Source organism: Psychrobacillus sp. FSL K6-1267 (assembly GCF_038003265.1).
Classification (GTDB): domain Bacteria; phylum Bacillota; class Bacilli; order Bacillales_A; family Planococcaceae; genus Psychrobacillus; species Psychrobacillus faecigallinarum.
This window is the reverse complement of record NZ_JBBOOR010000001.1, coordinates 1,896,331-1,915,776: the sequence shown is the minus strand read 5'-3', so window position 1 is coordinate 1,915,776 and position 19,446 is coordinate 1,896,331. Positions and strand designations below refer to the sequence as shown.

The 19,446-nt window shown below is 35.2% G+C and carries 24 protein-coding genes; 6 read left to right on the top strand and 18 right to left on the bottom strand.

Annotated elements, in window-relative coordinates; all coding sequences use genetic code 11:
- Nucleotides 1-152: 152 nt before the first annotated feature.
- The 7 genes from MHB55_RS09570 to MHB55_RS09540 form a co-directional block, all read right to left on the bottom strand.
- Nucleotides 153-992 carry a DegV family protein gene (locus MHB55_RS09570; RefSeq protein WP_151110020.1) on the bottom strand — a complete coding sequence of 280 codons (840 nt, stop codon included), beginning with the start codon at nt 990-992 and terminating at the stop codon, nt 153-155.
- A 59-nt stretch (nt 993-1,051) separates the two neighbouring features.
- Nucleotides 1,052-1,825 (bottom strand): lysophospholipid acyltransferase family protein, encoded by a 774-nt coding sequence (locus tag MHB55_RS09565; RefSeq protein ID WP_225321676.1) that lies wholly within the window; start codon nt 1,823-1,825, stop codon nt 1,052-1,054.
- Nucleotides 1,788-2,279: a dihydrofolate reductase gene (locus tag MHB55_RS09560; RefSeq protein ID WP_340863094.1), complete on the bottom strand. Its 492-nt coding sequence runs from the start codon at nt 2,277-2,279 to the stop codon at nt 1,788-1,790. Before MHB55_RS09560 ends, MHB55_RS09565 begins: the two co-directional genes overlap by 38 nt.
- A 14-nt stretch (nt 2,280-2,293) precedes the next feature.
- Complete coding sequence (locus MHB55_RS09555) at nt 2,294-3,238, bottom strand: thymidylate synthase (RefSeq protein ID WP_340863093.1); 945 nt, start codon at nt 3,236-3,238, stop codon at nt 2,294-2,296.
- 37 nt (nt 3,239-3,275) lie between these two features.
- Nucleotides 3,276-3,851: a YpjP family protein gene (locus tag MHB55_RS09550; protein ID WP_151110026.1), complete on the bottom strand. Its 576-nt coding sequence runs from the start codon at nt 3,849-3,851 to the stop codon at nt 3,276-3,278.
- 278 nt (nt 3,852-4,129) lie between these two features.
- On the bottom strand, nt 4,130-4,909 hold the full coding sequence (locus MHB55_RS09545) for a class I SAM-dependent methyltransferase (RefSeq protein WP_340863092.1): 780 nt from the start codon (nt 4,907-4,909) through the stop codon (nt 4,130-4,132).
- On the bottom strand, nt 4,909-5,337 hold the full coding sequence (locus MHB55_RS09540; RefSeq protein ID WP_144536676.1) for a BrxA/BrxB family bacilliredoxin: 429 nt from the start codon (nt 5,335-5,337) through the stop codon (nt 4,909-4,911). The genes MHB55_RS09545 and MHB55_RS09540 overlap by 1 nt, the downstream gene beginning before the upstream one ends.
- Before the next feature lie 212 nt (nt 5,338-5,549).
- Between MHB55_RS09540 and MHB55_RS09535 the strand changes: the two genes are divergently transcribed.
- The 4 genes from MHB55_RS09535 to MHB55_RS09520 all read left to right on the top strand — a co-directional run bounded on the left by MHB55_RS09535 (nt 5,550) and on the right by MHB55_RS09520 (nt 9,241).
- The gene (locus MHB55_RS09535) at nt 5,550-5,897 is read left to right on the top strand and encodes a n-acetylglutamate synthase (RefSeq protein ID WP_191963859.1); all 348 of its coding nucleotides are present in this window, start codon (nt 5,550-5,552) and stop codon (nt 5,895-5,897) included.
- Between the two features lie 47 nt (nt 5,898-5,944).
- Nucleotides 5,945-6,349, top strand: a complete 405-nt coding sequence (locus MHB55_RS09530; RefSeq protein ID WP_340863091.1) for a VOC family protein — start codon at nt 5,945-5,947, stop codon at nt 6,347-6,349.
- A gap of 443 nt (nt 6,350-6,792) precedes the next feature.
- Nucleotides 6,793-8,250: a UDP-N-acetylmuramoyl-L-alanyl-D-glutamate--2,6-diaminopimelate ligase gene (locus MHB55_RS09525; protein ID WP_340863090.1), complete on the top strand. Its 1,458-nt coding sequence runs from the start codon at nt 6,793-6,795 to the stop codon at nt 8,248-8,250.
- A 133-nt stretch (nt 8,251-8,383) separates the two neighbouring features.
- Complete coding sequence (locus tag MHB55_RS09520; RefSeq protein ID WP_191697048.1) at nt 8,384-9,241, top strand: manganese catalase family protein; 858 nt, start codon at nt 8,384-8,386, stop codon at nt 9,239-9,241.
- Between the two features lie 67 nt (nt 9,242-9,308).
- Here the strand turns inward: MHB55_RS09520 and MHB55_RS09515 are convergent, their stop codons facing one another.
- From MHB55_RS09515 to MHB55_RS09490, 6 genes are all read right to left on the bottom strand, one after another.
- The gene (locus tag MHB55_RS09515; RefSeq protein ID WP_340863089.1) at nt 9,309-9,815 is read right to left on the bottom strand and encodes a hypothetical protein; all 507 of its coding nucleotides are present in this window, start codon (nt 9,813-9,815) and stop codon (nt 9,309-9,311) included.
- Between the two features lie 212 nt (nt 9,816-10,027).
- Nucleotides 10,028-10,309: a hypothetical protein gene (locus tag MHB55_RS09510; RefSeq protein WP_144536686.1), complete on the bottom strand. Its 282-nt coding sequence runs from the start codon at nt 10,307-10,309 to the stop codon at nt 10,028-10,030.
- A 241-nt stretch (nt 10,310-10,550) separates the two neighbouring features.
- Entirely contained in the window at nt 10,551-11,663 is a 1,113-nt protein-coding gene (locus MHB55_RS09505) for a conserved virulence factor C family protein (RefSeq protein ID WP_154310893.1), read from the bottom strand.
- A 24-nt stretch (nt 11,664-11,687) separates the two neighbouring features.
- Nucleotides 11,688-13,568, bottom strand: coding sequence for an ABC-F family ATP-binding cassette domain-containing protein (locus MHB55_RS09500; protein WP_340863088.1), 1,881 nt, complete (start codon nt 13,566-13,568; stop codon nt 11,688-11,690).
- Nucleotides 13,565-14,200 carry an HD domain-containing protein gene (locus MHB55_RS09495; protein WP_144536692.1) on the bottom strand — a complete coding sequence of 212 codons (636 nt, stop codon included), beginning with the start codon at nt 14,198-14,200 and terminating at the stop codon, nt 13,565-13,567. Before MHB55_RS09495 ends, MHB55_RS09500 begins: the two co-directional genes overlap by 4 nt.
- 101 nt (nt 14,201-14,301) lie before the next feature.
- Complete coding sequence (locus tag MHB55_RS09490; RefSeq protein WP_340863087.1) at nt 14,302-15,981, bottom strand: formate--tetrahydrofolate ligase; 1,680 nt, start codon at nt 15,979-15,981, stop codon at nt 14,302-14,304.
- Between the two features lie 152 nt (nt 15,982-16,133).
- On the opposite strand from MHB55_RS09490, the gene MHB55_RS09485 reads away from it, so the two are divergent.
- Nucleotides 16,134-16,337: a cold-shock protein gene (locus MHB55_RS09485; RefSeq protein WP_144536694.1), complete on the top strand. Its 204-nt coding sequence runs from the start codon at nt 16,134-16,136 to the stop codon at nt 16,335-16,337.
- 38 nt (nt 16,338-16,375) lie between these two features.
- Here the strand turns inward: MHB55_RS09485 and MHB55_RS09480 are convergent, their stop codons facing one another.
- Nucleotides 16,376-16,558: a zinc-finger domain-containing protein gene (locus MHB55_RS09480; protein WP_144536696.1), complete on the bottom strand. Its 183-nt coding sequence runs from the start codon at nt 16,556-16,558 to the stop codon at nt 16,376-16,378.
- A gap of 249 nt (nt 16,559-16,807) precedes the next feature.
- Between MHB55_RS09480 and MHB55_RS09475 the strand changes: the two genes are divergently transcribed.
- Entirely contained in the window at nt 16,808-17,200 is a 393-nt protein-coding gene (locus MHB55_RS09475) for a reverse transcriptase-like protein (RefSeq protein ID WP_144536698.1), read from the top strand.
- 66 nt (nt 17,201-17,266) lie between these two features.
- Here MHB55_RS09475 and MHB55_RS09470 read toward each other — a convergent pair whose 3' ends face one another.
- The 4 genes from MHB55_RS09470 to MHB55_RS09455 all read right to left on the bottom strand — a co-directional run bounded on the left by MHB55_RS09470 (nt 17,267) and on the right by MHB55_RS09455 (nt 19,408).
- Nucleotides 17,267-17,782 (bottom strand): SRPBCC family protein, encoded by a 516-nt coding sequence (locus MHB55_RS09470; protein WP_144536700.1) that lies wholly within the window; start codon nt 17,780-17,782, stop codon nt 17,267-17,269.
- Between the two features lie 102 nt (nt 17,783-17,884).
- Nucleotides 17,885-18,085, bottom strand: a complete 201-nt coding sequence (locus MHB55_RS09465) for a cold-shock protein (RefSeq protein WP_053589685.1) — start codon at nt 18,083-18,085, stop codon at nt 17,885-17,887.
- A 165-nt stretch (nt 18,086-18,250) separates the two neighbouring features.
- A complete protein-coding gene (gene coaW / locus MHB55_RS09460; RefSeq protein ID WP_340863086.1) occupies nt 18,251-19,072 on the bottom strand; it encodes a type II pantothenate kinase in 822 nt (273 codons plus the stop codon).
- A 27-nt stretch (nt 19,073-19,099) separates the two neighbouring features.
- On the bottom strand, nt 19,100-19,408 hold the full coding sequence (locus tag MHB55_RS09455) for a DUF4870 domain-containing protein (protein WP_144536704.1): 309 nt from the start codon (nt 19,406-19,408) through the stop codon (nt 19,100-19,102).
- Between the last annotated feature and the right edge of the window lie 38 nt (nt 19,409-19,446).

Genomic DNA, 19,446 nt, shown 5'->3' with positions numbered 1-19,446 from the left:
TTTATACCCATTAATAATCTGGATGAAAAATACCTTTATTTTTTTGAAGTACGCCCTTGCTATTTAACTGTACGAAAACTTAATGTCCTAGGCAAACTTCACAAAATCTATAAATAAAAGCAGGGAAATATTGAGCCTCCCTGCTTTTAGCATTATTCTGTCATATACATAAAACCAATAGCACCGGGACCAGTATGTGTACTAATCACTGGAGAAGTAAAGGAAACTTGAATATCTTTAAAACCAGAGTCTTTAATTAATTCCATTAAAGGTGTGGCCATAGATAACCCATGGGCATGAGATATTCCAACTGCTTTTACGATTTTACCTTTAGTGTCTTCCAAATACTGTTTAAACAAATAGTTGACTACTTGCTTATGACTTCTAGCTTTTGCTACAGGAGTATAAACCCCGTCTGCAAGGCTAGCAATTGGCTTAATAGAAAGTAATGATCCAATCATTGCTTTCCCTTTTCCAATACGTCCACCTTTAACTAAATTATCCAAAGTATCTACAACCACATATAAATCGGTTTTAGATCGAATATCAAAAACCTTTTCAATAATAGCCTCTTTTGTTGAACCGTTTGCCGCCATCTTTGCTGCTTCTTCTACTTGGAAGTACAGGGCAAAAGAAATAAACTTTGAATCAATAACTGTAACATCAGAATCCGTTAAATCAGCTGCATTCTGTGCTGATTTAACCGTACCACTCATGCCTCCGGTCATATGAATAGAAATAACTTGATCTCCATTTTTACCAAGCCTGTCATAAAGTTCTTTAAAAACACCTACTGCAGGTTGGGAGGACTTTGGAAGATCTTTTGAAGAGCTCATTTTATGTAAAAATTCTTCTGGCTGTAAGTTAACACCGTCAATGTATGACTCTCCATCAATCTGGATTGTTAAAGGTACAACATGTATATTATATTTTTCAATTATCTCTTTTGTTAGGTCTGCTGTCGAGTCTGTAACTATATGAACCTTAGGCACTGTGTATCCCTTCCTTCCTCTATAGTACTATTATAAGAAGAAAGACGCCAATCTGTAAACTATTTGTGTCTACTTTGGAGCTCAATAATTTTATTTGAGATAACTGTATGTAGGTCTTCCATAGTTTGTTTTGAATCATTTTCTTGAATCATCTCTTTACTATATGAAGGAAGTATACTAATTTGAACGTGAGCTGGGCAAATTTTGTTATTATTTTTCTCCATAATATTTGAGGTTCCGTGTATGGCTATTGGAACGATCGGCACGTTTGCCTCTTTGGCAATACGCATGAATCCTGATTTGAATGTGCCAATGCCTTGTCCTTTGCTTCGTGTACCCTCTGGAAACATCAAAATAGAATGTCCTTGTTGCAATTGTGACACAGTATCTTGTATCGAACGATAACTGCTTTTTCTATTAGACCGATCCAAAAATACACAATTCATTTCCTCCATCCATTTAGAAATCAAGGGAATTTTTTTTACCTCTATTTTTGAGATAAATCCAAATGGTTTAGGTATATGAGTTAACAGTGTCGGTATATCAAAGTTTCCTTCATGGTTGCTTATAAACAACACAGCTCCCTGGGGGAGGTTTTCTAATCCCTCTACAATAAATTCACTTTTTGTTCTTTTAAGAATACCGCCTGCCCATTTTTGAGGCACCTCATGAATTAATTGATCGTATTCCTCTACTGAAATCTCATTTTTTAGAGATTTAATCTTGTTTAATTTTGGAAGACTAAATGGTAAATAACCAAATAAAAATCCAAATGTCCTTAAAGAAGAAAACAACTTATTCACTAACCTTTCTATCATAAACCAAATATACATAGGTTATTCCATCAGGAGTCGTCATTTCTTCTGACTTTTCCGTAAGAACCCACTCATCATAACTATAAGGCGGAAAAAAAGTATCTCCTGTAAACGTTTGTTGAATAAATGTAATATATAATCTATCTGCTTTTGGCAAGATTGCTCTAAATATTTGTTCTCCCCCGATAACCATTACTTCGTGATGATGAGCTTTCGCTAATTCAACAGCATCAGTCAAATTACCTACTACATCTGCTCCTTCGACTCTGTATGAAGGATTTCTAGTAACAATGATACTCTTTCTTCCTGGTAATACTTTTCCAATCGACTCGTATGTGTTTCTACCCATAACCATTGCTTTGTTCATTGTTTTCTCTTTGAAATAAGCCAAATCACCTGGTATATGCCATGGTAAATCTTTGTTATAGCCAATTACACGATTTGGATCATGTGCTACGATAAGTGATATCATTATTCTTCTCTCCTCTAAACAGCAATTGGTGCCTTGATTTTTGGATGTGGGTCATAGCCTTCTATAGTAATATCTTCGATTTCAAAGTCAAAAATAGACGATTTTTCTTCATTTAATAATAATGTCGGTAAAGGACGAGGCGATCTTGCTAACTGAGTTTCAACCTGTTCAAAATGATTCGAATAAATATGAGCATCACCAAGAGTATGAATGAATTCACCTACTTCTAACTTACATTCCCTAGCTATTAGATGAACAAGTAAAGCATAGGATGCAATATTAAAAGGAACGCCTAGGAAAACGTCCGCACTTCGCTGATACAACTGACAGGATAGCTTTCCATTAGCCACATAAAATTGCATAAAACTATGGCATGGTGGCAATGCCATATCATCCACCTCTGCAGGGTTCCATGCAGTAATAATATGTCTTCTAGAATCAGGATTGTTTTGAATGCCCTCTATTAGGTTTTCTAATTGGTCAATTGTTTCACCATTTTGAGTTGGCCATGAACGCCATTGTCTACCATATACTGGGCCAAGGTCGCCAAACTCTTTCGCAAAAGATTCGTCTGAGAGAATTTTATCACAGAAGTGTTTCATTTGCTCTTTCAACACTACCTTGAATTCAGGATCCTTTGAAGCTCTTACGCCAAAATTGCTCATGTCTGGACCAGTGTACTTATCACTATTCACCCATTTTTCAAAAGCCCATTCATCCCATATATGATTATTAGCCTCTATCAACGTTTTAACGTTCGTATCTCCTTTTAAGAACCATAAAAGCTCACTAACTATAAGTCGAAAGGCAGTTTTTTTAGTAGTCATTAAAGGGAAACCTTCAGATAAGTCAAAGCGCATTTGATAACCAAAAACGCTCTTCGTGCCTGTTCCAGTTCGATCCCCTTTTTCTACTCCATATTCGAGAATGTGTTTACATAAATCTAAGTATTGCTTCATTTTATTACTTCCTTTCATCCGTAAAAAAAGCTCTCATCTAAGAGAGCCATTTAGGTGGTGTATTCTTGGACCAAAAAATCTCACCTAGAGCATAATGCTTAGTATATTTATCTTCTGCCAGGTGATAATGAAAATTAAAGTAGTAACCATCAAGCGGTTTTTTATCTGTTCTAACGTGGAAACGCATTATGTCTTTTTTAGTAATGTCATCATAAATATTAAATATTTTTTCATGATATTCCCCAGATGGTCTCTCTGATATAGCTAGTTGAGATGCTTTATCACTGTCTAGAGTAATAATTGTAGCATCAATAGCTTCTTGAATCCTCGGGAATATAATATCATCAAATTCATTTTGTATAACTGGCCCTATTCTTGTCCCAAATTTTATGTATGCTTGCTCTTTAGCTGCTATGGTAATACTTTCACTGTAATCAATAGGTTCTTGAAGACTGACATGGTCATACTCCCGGGTATTGCTTTCAGAAGTGACCGATTTCAACGGAGCTTTATTGTCTAATAATTGCTCCCAAATGACATGGTTTGGCGATATTAATCCAAAGGTAAGCAAAGCAACAGTAATTATAATCGACTTTTGGAACCATTTTTTCATCTTTTTCACCTTCAATTATGTACAAATTTGGTATAACCGGATATTAAGATATACGAAATCGAGAACAAAAGGTTTCATCTTCCTTGTATTCATTGTACAATAAATAGGGTAAACAATCAGTAGGTTTTTTAAACTAAGGAGGAAATTCTTATGAGCACAGATATAATCATTGGAATTGGATTTTTATTTTTATTAGGTTATTTAACTTCATTAAACTTCACGCACTGATTTTTAAACTGTTAAAAAAGAGGGAAGCGACATTAGTCACTTCCCTCTTTTTATTTTTCAATCACTCCGTAGTGAAATTTAGAGGTGGGTCTGGTTATTTGCTTAAAACCAAAGCTTTCGAACATTGGCGATCGGAAATGAGCTTTTAAAACTACTCGTTTTCGAGCAACTCTTGTTGCTTGTTCCACCCACTCATTACTCAAGCCTCCATGTACCCCTATATCTCTCAACGATTGAAAGTTGGTGGATTCAATAATTTCCTCTTCAAACATTGGATCCATATAAATTACATCATATGAATTATCCTCAGCTCTTTTTAAAAAATTTAAAGCGTCGTCATGACAAATGCTTATTTGGCGCATTGTATGTTGTAGAATAGAAAAATCAGTATTATATTTTTTTAAACCTTGTTGCACCATGTAAGCAATAATTTTATCTTTTTCTAATGCATTCACTATTCCAGTATCTCCTATTGCATAAGCTGCAATTAGACTATCTGAACACAATCCCGCAGTAGTATCTAGAAATTTATCTCCTTTAGATAGCTCTGTTGCGAGTAAAAAAGGATCTTTATCTCCCTTGATCAATCTTTTCATTCGGAATGCAGCGGAATTTGGGTGAAAGAAAAAAGGGGTTAAGGAACCATAAGGAAAATACTCTAACCGCTCCTTCCCCACAACCATTACATTTGCCTGATGCTCTTGTTGTATTTTTTCAACAGATTTTTTGTTTCTTTCTACATATGAAATTTTTAAAAGAGATGCTATTTCTTTTGCGGTTTGAATCATACTTATATTTGTTCTACCAGCAGTGGTAATAATACTTTCCATTAGATAATATCTGCAAGAACACCAGCTAAATGATCTTTAATAGTATCCATAGAATTACTTTCAATTTGTTCTCTAGGAATGAAATAAGCCAATTCCCCATCTTTCCAAATAGCAATAGAAGGCGAGCTTGGAGGAACATCGCTAAAATAATCTCGCATAGTTGCAGTTGCCTCTTGATCTTGACCAGCAAAAACAGTTACTAAATGCTCAGGTTTTTTGTCTAGCTCCGCAACGGCTGCTGTTACTGCGGGTCTAGCAAGCCCAGCTGCACATCCACAAACTGAGTTAACTACAATTAAAGAAACCCCAGTCTCCTTCATATGGCTATGTACTTCATCAGGAGTAGTCAATTCTTTAAAACCAGCATCTGTTAACTCACTTCTCATTGGTTTAACTACTTGCTTCATATATTCATCGTACGCATTCATGGTTTCGCCCACTTTCATTTATGTTCATATTCCCATTATTTAAAGGGTTTTATATTTCCTATTCTACTTCTCTTTTTAAATTTTTTCACTTCATTTAACTTTTAATATTAATTTTTATCCTTATTATTACGAATCATCGAATAATCAATAGTTCCGTTCAATAAAAAATAGTATGATTATTAAACATCATAAGGCAAAGGGGGAAGAGAAAAGTGATAGATTACAATGGTCGATGCTTTGTTTCAATTGAAAATACAGATAACGGTGAAGTTTCTTCAAAAACTATTTTTGAATACAAACAAGAGGGACATATTATCTCAGCAGCATATAGTGGTGGGGAAATTGTAAAAGGCACATTGATTGGAGTTATAAAGGGCGACGGTTGCTTAGAGTTTCGATATAACCACGTTAACAACAAAAATGAAATTAGAGGTGGCCAATGCACTTCTACTCCTAAAATTTTACCTGATGGGCGAATTAGATTATATGAAAAATGGAAATGGCTTGATTCTGAAGCTACTGAGGGAAATTCAATCATTGAGGAAGTTAGAAACTTTTAAATAGAAATAATAATTAGGATATCAATTTACTGAATTGAGGTAATTATGTGGGAGAAAGCTTTGTACATCATTTATGCATTCAAACAAATACATATTATGAATCGTTAAATTTTTACACCGAAGGGCTAGGTTTTAAATTAGTAAAAGAATCATCCGGTTTTCATGACAGAAATTTTAACACATGGATACAATTAAATAACTTTTATATTGAATTACAAACTGGAAAACTAAATGAAATACTTAGTCGTGGAGACTCAAATTCGCAAGGGTTAGTTCATTTCTGTTTATGGGTTGATGATTTAAATTCAGAAGTGGTTCGTCTACGTGAAATAGGAGCTAAATTTCTGATGAAAAACAATGAATTCATTTATCAAGTTGAGAATGGTAACCTATGCAAATTACAAGCTCCTGAAGGAACAATTATAGAACTTCGAGACAATAAAGGAATTTAGTTAAAGAAAATAATGAATAACGCAAAATAAGTCCTTCTGAAAATCAGAAGGACTTATTTTGTTATTTCTAAAGTATTAATCTCCAGCTAATTTCTCACTGATAACTTGCCAATTGAACTAAATTTTTTCTCATTAGAAACAACAATTGTCAAATTGAACCCTTTCTATTAAAAATTTAAGGAAAAATGGTATCATTTTTGCATTAAACTACTCTTATTTTTAGAGATAGAAATTTAACTATGATAATATTAGAAATATCATAAAAATCGACTTTTTCAGACAAATTTCAACAAAAATAAAACAAGGTAATTCAAAAAGCATAAACGTCTAATATCTGTTAAAGCTATTTACAAAAAGATACCTTCATGTATTGAAACTAAATCTTACGATGGATTAGCTCTCTCGTAATACACACAAGTTAATTTGATGGGGAGCGAAATAAAATGATGATGTTAAATGAATTGTTAACAGCAATAAACGTAAAAGCTACTCAAATGACACAAAATATTTTGGTAAGTGGTCTCGCCTTCAACTCTAAGAAAGTTGAAAAAGGTTTTTTGTTTGTGGCTATCTCTGGCAACCATATGGACGGTCATTCATTTATTGAAGATGCCATCCAAAATGGTGCTGTCGCAGTCATCGGGGAAAAGTCTTTGGATTTAAAAAATGTTCCTTACTTTCAAGTAAATGATTCTAGGACAGCCTTGGCATATTTGGCTAAGAAATATTTTCAAAATCCAACTAAAGATAAAATCCTTATTGGCATAACTGGAACTAACGGTAAAACGACTACCTCTTACATGATTAAGCATATTTTAGAAAGCCAAGGCTTTTCTTGTGCCCTGTTTGGAAGTATTTCCGTTATCTTAAACAATGAAGAACAAGCATCCTCTCACACTACATTGGATCCTTTAACATTTCATGAGCTCGTTGTAACTAGTAATGATCAGGTCATTATAATGGAAGTGTCCTCACACGGGCTTATTCAACAAAGATTCGAAGGTCTTGAATTTGATGTTTGTATCTTCACAAATATAGAGCAAGAGCACTTAGATTATCATAAGAATATGGAGTCTTACTATTTAGCAAAGCAGTCATTATTTACGCTTTTAAAAAATAGCGGTACTGCAATTATTTACTCAAGCAATGACTGGAGCGAAAGATTAAATACATACGTAGAGTCTATTGGTAGAAAGGTAATTAAAATTAATGGCCTGTTCCCCACCTATTCAGTACTGGATTCAAGTCTTATAGATGAAACCACTCAAGTTAAAGAGACATTTTCTCTTGCGACTACAATGCAAGGTAAACATAATATTGAGAATGCCTCTGTCGCTTTCGCAACTTCTGTACAACTAGGTATTGATGCAAGAGTTGTCGAGGAAGCACTGAATGACTTCAAAGGTCTACCTGGTCGATTTCAATTATTTTCCCATCCTACAGGAGCAACCATTGTTATTGATTACGCCCATACTGCAAACGCATTTCAACATATTTTGGAAACAGTCAAATCTCAAAATGCTAAAAATATATATCATGTTTTTGGTTTCCGGGGGAATCGAGACGTAAATAAAAGAGCTAAAATGATTGAGATTTCTTTAAAACACTCTAATCAATGCATTTTGACATTTGATGACTTGAATAATGTATCACCAGAGCAAATGATTAATGAGCTCCAACTTTTAGGAACACATGAAAAGTGTATTATTATCCCTGATCGTACGGAGGCAATCAAGCATGCATGGAAAATGGCTCAAGCAAATGACTGGATTGTGATAACAGGGAAAGGGTGTGAAAGTTATAAACAAAGTTATACGCTCTCCACTACCTCTGATGTGCAAACCTTAGATTATCTATTAAAACAATCATCCCAATTCAAGCAAGAGGCAGAAAGTTGTTAAGCTTATATAACGATTTCGACTAGACTTAGTTTTAAAGCTAAGTCTTTTTATGTAGAAATAAGTAAATGCATAATTCCACTATTAAGGCTCACGCTATCTAAAGCATTAGAATTTAGAAAAGTGAGGGAAATAGATGTATTACTATAAAGAAGAGTTAATAAATATTATTAAACCAGACAAGCCAGACCCAGCGGCTGCTCGTGTCCTACAAGAAATATTAGGTGGTCACTACGGGGAAATGAGAACAATGATGCAGTACTTTTTTCAAAGCTCCAATTTTAGAGGTAATGAAAAACAGTACCGTGATTTATTAAGAGGTGTATTTTTAGAAGAAATCGCACATGTCGAGCTTGTACAAAACACCATAAATGCACTTCTCGATGGCTCTGGAGATACCAATTTGGCTGGAAACAGCGGACCTGATCATGCACCATTACATGACCCTGTACAACATGGGAACCCACATCATTATATTATTGGTGCTCAGGCATCGCTACCCGTAGACGCTTCAGGCAACCCTTGGAATGGTTCTTGGGTATATTCCCATGGAAATCTGATTGCAGACTTGCTTAATAATGTGGTACTAGAGTCTACTGGTGTACTTCAAAAAACACGTATTTATGAGATGAGTTCAAACCAAACTTTCCGTGAAACGCTGGCATTTTTAATCGTTCGAGATAATGCACACCAAAATGCTTTTGCAAAAGCATTAGAAACTTTAGGAGTAGAATGGGGAAAAATCTTCCCAATTCCGAATTATGATATTAATAAATATCCTGAGTGTAAAAAGTTTGTGGATTTGGGCTATCATAATGCTCAATTTAACTTTAGATTGGACCCAACAAGAATAGGAGAAATATTTAAAGGTGCAAGTCCAAGTAGAAACAAAGGTGATTTACAAGTAACCCCACCACCAACAGGTTTCCCAGTACCTGTACTACCTCCAATGCCAAACGAACATAGTCCAGGCTTGAATGACATGAACATGTAGTACTTATAACATCAATAAAAGGAGACTGTGGTAAATTCACAGCTCTTTTTTATTGATATTGATCTGTTTAATTTGTTAGGGGAAATGCTAATCTACTCTTTCCAACAGATTTCTCATTCTGCTCCCAAATAAAAATTAGTTCATATATTTTATTGTAAGAAGTGTCCTTAACTTTCATGTAAAAACCATTCTGTCCATCGGCAATAAATTGTGTATTGCCAATTTGGTGATACTCGGTCGTATATTCTTTAATTTCCACCTTGTTCGGAGCCGGATTCATGTTATCCCATTTAACTCTTATTACATCCCCAATTTGTGCTTGTCCTTGGTTATTAAACTGATGATTTAATCTATCTTCTGCAGAACAATCCAACCAACAAATTTCTTCATAAATAGAATCAAACCCTACTTGATTATTTGGTGAAAGAATTGGATTTTCAATTGAATCAAATGAAGGTAACTGTATTTTTTCTTCTACTAAAACAATCTCTTTAGGTTTTTCTTTGATTTCTATTTCATTAGAACATCCTGCCAAAACAATTATTAAAAATAATGGTACAAATATTTTCTGCATATTATACTCCCCCCCTTAATAGGACAACTACTGATTATCTTAAAAAGTCCATCTACCCTCGTCTTCATACTTCTCCAATAGATATATGTATAAAGAACTTTTATCACAAGTTCGGGTGCATCTTTATTTCATTATACATTTTTATCTCTACAAATATTTCCTAAACCCTTGTTGTGTTCTCGAAATAGAAAAAAGCAGACCCACATTAATAATTAATGTTCAGGTCTGCTTTCTTTTACTGTTGAATTACGCTTGTATTTAACTTTTGTTAGCGAGAGTTTGTAATCGATAAAGGCTCCTATGAATCCCATTGGAAGTCCACCAGCTAAAATAGATAAAACTACAATGAAAAGGTTAATGTCTTCTACTTTAAATGTAAGTAAATATAAGGTTATAAGAGTACCTACGATTAGAAAAATAATAGTAAAATAATACGTAACATGACTATTTCCCTTAGAGTTGGCTCCTTTTTGTTTAACTTGATCCTTACTCATTTTGATCCCTCTCTTCGGCTTTAAATTATATTTATATTATTCACCCATTTTCCTGAATTTACACATCTCTTAGTGGAATATTTTTTTATTTTTACAGGACGAGGCTTTTATATTGATTACTTAAAAATTACCCGAATCTGTACAAATAAAACATTCCTATACAGCAGGTATCAAACTTTTCAGTTTATTATCACAAAAAAGGAAGCACAGGATATCTCCAATGCTTCCTAGAATTGTTCGCTTATTTTCTTGCTTCACTCATTTGTTTCCAGACGGAACCTTTCGCCTCTTCCCCACCTTCAATTCGGGCAATCGCCATACGAATTTGAAGCTTGACCTCGTACTCTTTATCGTCTTTTGCTTCTTTCAGAGCTGGTAACGCATCCACATCTCCTACTTCATAAAAATACATTGCTGCTCTCCAACGAACTAATTTGTTTTTGTCAAAAAGAGCTTCCTTCATAGCGCCAGCAAATTGTTCAAAACCTAAATCACTCATTGCATCCCCAGCAGTACGCCTCACTGATGAACTTTTATCCTTTAACGCCATCTCTAGATAAGGTACAACGGATTCATCTTCTATAAGGCCAAGGTAAACTGTTGCAAGTCGTCTAATGGAAACTTGCTCGTCCTGAATAGCTCGTGCAAGCACAGGGATATCTTCAAGTTCCGGGTTGATAAGATTATTAAGAAGCTGGAATCTCTTTTCCCAATCACCTACCTCGAACTCTTCAAGAGTAAAAGGAACCCGAATTGGTTTTTTGTCTTCTTCAGCTTTATCCTTATCAACTATTAATTGCTGCAGTTTACTTTCTGGGAAGCTGGCTTCCAGTTCTTTTACTAACTGTTCCCCAATTTCCTTTTGTTCTCCGTAGCGAACACCATAATCTACCCATTTACGAAGCATGATATAGTTTTCTTTGTCACCTTCCATCGCTTCATCTAATGCTTTAGTAAAACGTTCAGATAAACCAAATCTAGATTCTGAGTCACCATCAAATACCTTTACCTGCAGAGGAATTCCCTTGAAGGATTGTACATGGACATACACTTCACCGTAATGATCTAAAGGTTTATCTCCTGTTTCTGCTTCGTTTTCTCCACCAAATACATTTTCAACTGATGCTAAAATGGATTCCCAGCTAAATTTAGCGATTCGTTCAATCGCTAAAAAGTCGGCAACATGGTATACCCCTTTTACTCCTTCAATTTCAAAGAGTCTTTGAATCTCTTTTGGGGCATCTGTTATGTTATCCTTCTTATAGTTATGACTTTTACCAAAGGGTAACTCCTGGTCGATGACTATCTTCATTGTATTTGGGCTTGGTGTTGGTTCAATCGTTAATATTTTCAAAATTCATACCTCCAGTATTATAAATCATGAAGAAGCAATTTCTTCTAAATAGGACCATCTTTCAATTAGCTTCTCATAAGCTGCGTTCGCTTGGTCTAATTGTTCAGTTAGTTGCTGTAACAATGTAAAATCAGAACCAGTAGTTAAAAGTTTTTGCTCAAGCTCTTCTATTAACTGCTCGGTTTTTTCAATCTCGCCACTTATCCCTTCCCATTCTCGTTGCTCTTTATAGGATAGCTTTTTCTTTTCCTTTATACTTTTTACTGGTGTCTCTTCCTTTTTTATTTCCACCGCTACTTTAGATACATCTTTAAGATCATCCAAATAATCTGAATAAATCCCTAACCACTCTTGAACTAAACCATCTCCATTAAGGATCCAGAGCTTTTTGGCAATTCGATCTAGGAAGAAACGATCATGAGAAATCGTAATAATAACGCCTGGGAAGGATTCCATAAAATCCTCTAATACAGATAATGTTTGAATATCCAGGTCATTTGTAGGCTCATCCAGGAATAGAACATTTGGTTGCTCCATTAACATTTTTAAAAGGACAAGTCGCTTTTTCTCTCCTCCAGACAGTTTGCCTATCTGAGTACCGTGTGTATTTAGTGGAAATAGAAACCGTTCAAGCATTTGAGCTGCCGAAAATTTCTCTCCAGAACCTGTTTCTATCAGATTGGAAGATTCACGTACATATTCAATCATTCTCGTTTGTTCATTTAGTTTTGGAAGTTGTTGCGAAAAATGCATTAATTTTACGGTAGAACCAACGACAATTTCTCCAGAGTCCATTGGAACCTCTCCTGCAAGCATTTTTAGCAATGTACTTTTCCCGACCCCATTAGGGCCTACAATACCGATTCGATTTCCTGCCTGTAGGATAAAAGAAAAATCGTCTACGATTACTTTAGAATCAAAGCGTTTAGAAATATTTTTGCCTTCTAACACTTGTTTACCTAACCTTGTAGTAGCCATTTCAAGCTCCAGATTGAGTGCAGAATTGTCGCGATCCAGCTTTGCATCGATTTCTTCAAAGCGATCCTTTCTCGCTTTTTGCTTTGTCGATCTAGCCTTTGCTCCCCTGCGAATCCATTTTAGCTCGTTTCGATATAAATTTTGTAGCTTTTGCTGAGAAGCAGCATTCATTTCTTCACGAATCGCTTTGGATTCAAGGTAATTAGCATAGTTTCCAGTATGAGTATAAAGAGTTTTATCAGCAAGCTCATAAATATGAGTCGCTACTGCATCTAAAAAGTAACGATCATGTGTAACAAAGATAATGGCTCCCTCTACTCTTTGCAGCATATCCTGCAACCAGTCTGTGGATTCTTTATCCAAATGGTTAGTCGGCTCATCTAATAACAATAAATCTGCTGGTTCTATTAATACTTTTGCTAGTGCCACTCTTTTTTGTTGGCCACCAGACAAATGTAAAATTGAATCTTCAAACTGAGTAATACCGAGTTTAGTTAATGCTGTCTTAGCTAAAGCATTGACATCCCAAGCCTGAAGTTCATCCATTTTCTGTTGCAAATCCATCAATCTATTTTGTAAATCAGTTGAATCGGAGTTAGCCATTAATGCTAGCAGTGCTTCCTCATATTCTCTGTTAATCTTAAGAATAGGAGAGTCTCCGCTAAATACAGTTTGAAGAACTGTTTCATCTTTTTCAAATACTGGTTGCTGCTCCAAATAGGCGATTCTAAATTTGTTTGGATGATCTCGATCAATTGAATCTGCCTCTAGCTCTCCTGCAATAATCGATAAAAAAGTAGATTTTCCCGTTCCATTGATACCGATTAACCCTGCGCGATTTTGATTGTTAATCGTAAATGAAATATTTTCAAACAGCGTCTTCTCTCCCACTGTTTTCGTTAGATTGGAAATGATTAAATGGCTCATATAGATTCCCCTGTTTCTTGTCTTAAGTTTTCTAAAAATAATTCCATAAAGGCATGTCTTTCTTTGGCAAGTTCTTTACCTGTTCTAGTTTGCATACCGTCCGCCAATTTAAGTAGCTTTTCATAGAAATGAGTAACGGAGGCTGTTTGTTTAGAGCGATAATCTTCTGCAGACATATTATCTCTTGGCGTTTCAGTCACATCGTATAATTTTCTGCCCTTTGCTCCGCCGTAAGCAAACGTTCTTGCAATTCCAACTGCTCCTATAGCATCTAGACGATCTGCATCACGAACAATTTTAGCTTCGATAGTATCTGCAGTTATTTCATGCCCACCGTTGAAAGAGACAGCTTGTATAATGTTTTTGACTTGTTCTGTTGTTTCTTTTGAAAGGTCAAGCTGCTGAATGATATGTTCCTCCATATATTTTCCTTCTGTCGTAACATATTTTGGATCGCTCACATCATGTAGCAACACTGCTAACTCTATAATTTCATTGTCTACATCAACCTCAGTAGATGCTATATATAAAGCATTTTTTCGTACTCTTTCGATATGCAAAAAATCATGACTTGCATCAAACTTGTTATAGACTTCTTTTACTAATTTCTCACATAGTTGTATTGTTTTCATATATATTTTACTCCTTAAACTATTCGTCCACTTCATTATAACGAAAAAAAGAAAAAAAGACTGCTATAGTGCAGTCTTTTCAAAGGAAAGAAGTGAACAGCTTAAAATAACCCAATAGCTTGCCCATCATTATCCACATCCATATTTAATGCAGCAGGTTTTTTGGGTAATCCGGGCATTGTCATTATATCGCCTGTGAGACAGACAAGAAATCCAGCACCAAGCTTAGGAATTATTTCTCTCACTGTAATAGTAAAGTCAGTAGGCCTACCAATTAGTTTTGGCTGATCAGAAAGTGAGTATTGGGTTTTTGCCATACATATAGGAAGTGAATCCCATCCATAATCCTCTATTTGACGGATTTGTTTCAAAGCATTCTCTGCAAATACTACTTCTTTTCCTCCATAGACCTTCTGAACGATTGTTCTAACCTTTTGTTCAATCGAATCCGCTAATTCATATAGCGGTGAAAAGTTAGAAGGTTTATCTAGCTCGCTCAAAACTAACTTTGCTAAATCTTCTCCTCCAGCGCCTCCCTTCGCCCAAACGTCTGTCAAAGCAATGGAAATGTTATTTTCTTTACACCAATTGAGTAGCGTATGTATTTCCTGCTCAGAATCTGTTATAAACTTGTTCAAGGCAACAACTGGTTCTACTCCAAATGCACGAATAGTCTCTACATGCTTCATAAGATTTTTGGTCCCCTCTAACAGAGCCTCCACATCTTCATCCTTCAAGTCATTTTTATGTTTTCCACCCTGTAACTTTAAAGCCCGAACGGTTGCTACAATAACTACAGAGCTAGGAATAATATTTGCTTGTCTAGATTTAATATGCATAAACTTCTCGGCACCTAAATCAGCCCCAAATCCTGCTTCTGTTACGACAATATCAGCTAAATTCATTGCTGTTTTAGTAGCAATGATTGAATTACAACCATGAGCTATATTCGCAAAGGGACCGCCATGTATAATACTGGGTGTTCCTTCGATTGTTTGCACGAGATTTGGCTTAATCGCTTCTTTTAATAAAAGTGTTAGAGCTCCCTCTACTCCCAAAGAACGAACATTTACTGGTTCGTTTTCATATGTATAACCAATAACTATCCTCGATAGTCTTTCTTTTAAATCTTCTAAGTTCTTTGCCAAGCACAAAACAGCCATTATTTCTGATGCCACTGTGATGTCAAATCCATCTTCTCTTGTTATACCATGAGAAGGTCCACCAAGTCCGACGATTATATTGCGCAAAGATCGGTCGTTCATATCAAGCACACGCTTCCAAGTAATCCTTCTTGGATCTATATTAAGTTCATTGCCTTGGTGAAGATGATTATCAATAAACGCAGAAAGAGCATTATTTGCAGTTGTTATAGCGTGAAGATCACCATTAAAATGTAGATTTATCTCTTCCATCGGGAGTACTTGAGAATAACCTCCACCAGTTGCTCCTCCCTTTACTCCCATGACTGGTCCTAAAGAAGGTTCTCGTAGTGCCACTACAACGGATTGTCCCATTCGCTTTAAAGCATCTGATAGTCCTACCGTTACAGTAGATTTACCTTCACCTGCAGATGTTGGACTAATAGCGGTCACTAAAACTACCTTTCCAGGTGATGTTCTCTCAGGAATTTTAGTAAAATCAATTTTCGCTTTAAATTTACCATACAACTCCAATGCTTCATCCGAAAGACCTAAACTTTCTGCTATCCTTACGATAGGTTGCATTTCCGCATTTTTGGCAATACTCAAGTCAGTTAGTGGTTCTACATGTAGATTCAACTAAATCACAGCCTTTTTATTTTTATTTTACATCATATAATTGATAGAAAGTTAGCTATAATTCGACATTTTATTGACGATAGCAAGCATTTCATGTATAGTTTATTTTATCCATTTAACTGAATTTTTAGTGGATTGAGGGAGGAACAGTTATGCAACAGGGGAAAGTAAAATGGTTTAACAACGAAAAAGGTTATGGTTTTATCGAGTACAATGACGGGGAAGATGTGTTCGTCCATTTTACTGGTATTCAAGGCGAAGGTTTCAAGGCTTTAGAAGAAGGTCAGGAAGTCACTTTTGAAATCGTTGAAGGAAACCGTGGACCTCAGGCTGCAAACGTTATAAAATCGAAGTAAAACGGTTCTTCCCGCGGCAACTGGTCGTGGGACTTTTTTTATTTTCCGTATAACTTATTCCCAGCCTCTTTGATCTCTTCTCCTACCGTACACTCATTTATACAAAACTGGTGTGCCTTCGACTTGCCCTTTTCTTTTCTGAGCTGATTTTTTACAAAACACCCTTCACAATAGTTCTCTAATAGCTGATCAATTTCATTTATAATTTGCGAATTTTTCATACATTTAACTCCTTGCGGTATGTCATATGGAACTGTACAATTATTTTACTCCTATACAAATTAATTATCATAATTAATATACGTAAAAAATGATTTACCGCTTTAGCGACTTTTACGATCACTTAATTACTTGTGTAACATTATATTACATTGCTCTATAAAGTGTTTGTTTTATTAATCAAGCACTATTTATGAATATAGCTCACGTAAAAAAGAAAAGTACTTACAATTATTAAAAGGATGGTAGCAATGATTGAATTATATATCGATGGCTCTACAACTGGCAATCCTGGACCTAGTGGAATTGGAATTTTTATAAAGGGAGAAGGCCATCAAATTAAGATGAGTGAATACATAGGTATCTATTCGAACCATATAACTGAATTTAAAGCTTTGTTGAGAGGGCTGGAAGAAGTTCAGAAGCTTTCACCTACTATCGTATCCATTCGAACAGATTCTCAAATAGTGTATGCTGCGGTTGAAAAACGTTATGCAAAAAATGCAGAATTTGCTGCCTTATTAGAGAAAATACTAGTCATTACAGATACCTTCGATCTATTCTTTATAAAATGGATCCCGGATGATCAAAACAAAGCAGCCCATGCTTTAGCGAGAGAAGCTGTAAGGAAGAACCTACCTTAAAGAAATGACACCTCCAGCAGCTATATCGGTTGGAGGTGTGGTTAACTTAAAACTTTTGTTAGTGCCTTATTCTGCTTTCTCTGCATAGCCCTCAACAGTATCAATCTCGTCTTGCGGTTCCTCTTTATCTAAGTTATAGTCATTTTCGATACTATTTTTAGTACGATCCATGAATCGAACAATAACGTCATCTTTACCAAAAAGTTGAAACAAGCTTAACAAAGGATTTCTTGGGCGATTAATGGATACATAAGTAAACTTCGTATTCTGTTCATCCACCTGATGTAGTTCATAATCTACCTTCATTTTAAAAAGATTGTTTAAAATAAATGTTTCTTGGACCAGCTTATGATTAGGCTCATTTATATACTTTTTTAAGGTGAGATTATAATATTCGTCAAGTGATCCATTTTTATACGACTGTCTTATTACTGTTCCAACAACTTCCTCAGTTTCTTTTATTATCTCTTCATCAATTATCTTTGGAAAAATTACTTTCTTTTTCTCTAAGTCCCCGTAAAAATAAGGCCATACAAATTCGATTGGTGCATTAATAACTATCTCTTTTTTCCATTTTTTCATCTAAACTACTCCCCTGCATATCAATATGTTAACCTTTCTATATATGATAACACAAAAAAACAGACCCTCGAAATGAGAGCCTGTTAAAGTTTAGGTTTAAAATTAAGCTTTAACTACGTTAGTAGCTTGAAGACCACGTTGGCCTTGCTCGATTTCAAAAGTTACTTCTTGACCTTCGTCAAGAGATTTGAAACCTTCGCTTTGGATAGCTGAGAAATGTACGAATACATCGTCTCCGCCTTCGCGTTCGATAAATCCGAATCCTTTTTCTGAGTTAAACCATTTTACTTTACCTTGTTCCATGTGTGTATCCTCCTCGTATGCAAATTGTGCATACATTGTGTTACTATCCTTGCTCAACACTGTTAAGTAAAAGTGTTGCCACCTACTAACTAACCGAACAAAAATAATCCTCTTTAAATATAACATGGCATTTTTAATAATGCAACAAATATACATAATCTTTTTTTAATTGTTTTCCAATAATGCACCAATTGCTCCACTATAACCATGTTTTTCTAAAAAGATTGGATTTTTATTTTTTAAAATTGTATAAGACTCTATTATTTCTTGAAGTAAACTATTTTCTTCTAATGTTGAGCCTATATATATTATATCTTTCACTCCGTGGGCTTCTGCTGCTTGTATGCATAATGTAGCGACAACTTCGCCAATTATGCCTTGAATACCTGCTAGTAAATCGGCACGAGACCGAGCTTGCTCTGGCTTTAATGTAACGCCACCAAAGTTACTAGCTGTAAGTGAACCAGTTATAGGAAGTTTGTTATCCTTATAAATGTCACTTACTAATACATCTATCGTAGATCTCTTCCCGTCTTTGGAAAGCGCAATCATTTCTTTATAATTTGTTAGGCCTGTTAATGCCATTCCAAGGCCTAATAATGTACCTCCACCAATTCCAGAACCTGCTATACGTGAATGTGTTTTGTCATGCATAATATGTATTGAAGTACCTGTACCAATATTTGCTATGATTGCCGAGCTACTGCTAATAACTTCCTGTTTCATCTGATACATCACGCCATTCATTGTCGCATCAAACTCAACCATATAAGGAAGGTCCTGTTTAGATAATAGGCATTTTTTTAATTGCTCTGCTCGACCACCAGTGAGGCAGATAGCACTTGACGAATGCTTGTTTTCTATCCACTCTCTTACTCCTTGAAAATCTGAGGAAAGAAAGCTTTTAAAGGACATCTTATTTTCTCTATCCCAATAAGCTATTTTCGTTAAAGTTCCACCTGCATCAATACCAATTCTAGTAGTCATACTTAGTCCCCTTTTACATTACAACCCTTATTTAATCCATGATCCCACTATAGGGTAATTAAATGCTTCACCATTGATTGCTTTAATTATACCTATAATTGGGACAACAAAAGCCATTATAGCAAAAATTATTACTAATGGGATACCTATTATGATAAATATTAAAAGAAACGATATAAAAAGCAGAACTGACATCACTAACTGAAAAAGAACTGCCTGCACAGAGAGCTTCTTCACTTCATGGTCATCTACAACTAAATATAATACGAATGGTACTAAAAATGGAGCGAACCAAGTGCTCGCATGCAATAATACCTTAAGTCCTTTATTATCCATTAAATATAACCTCCTTTATCTTATTATATATACGAATA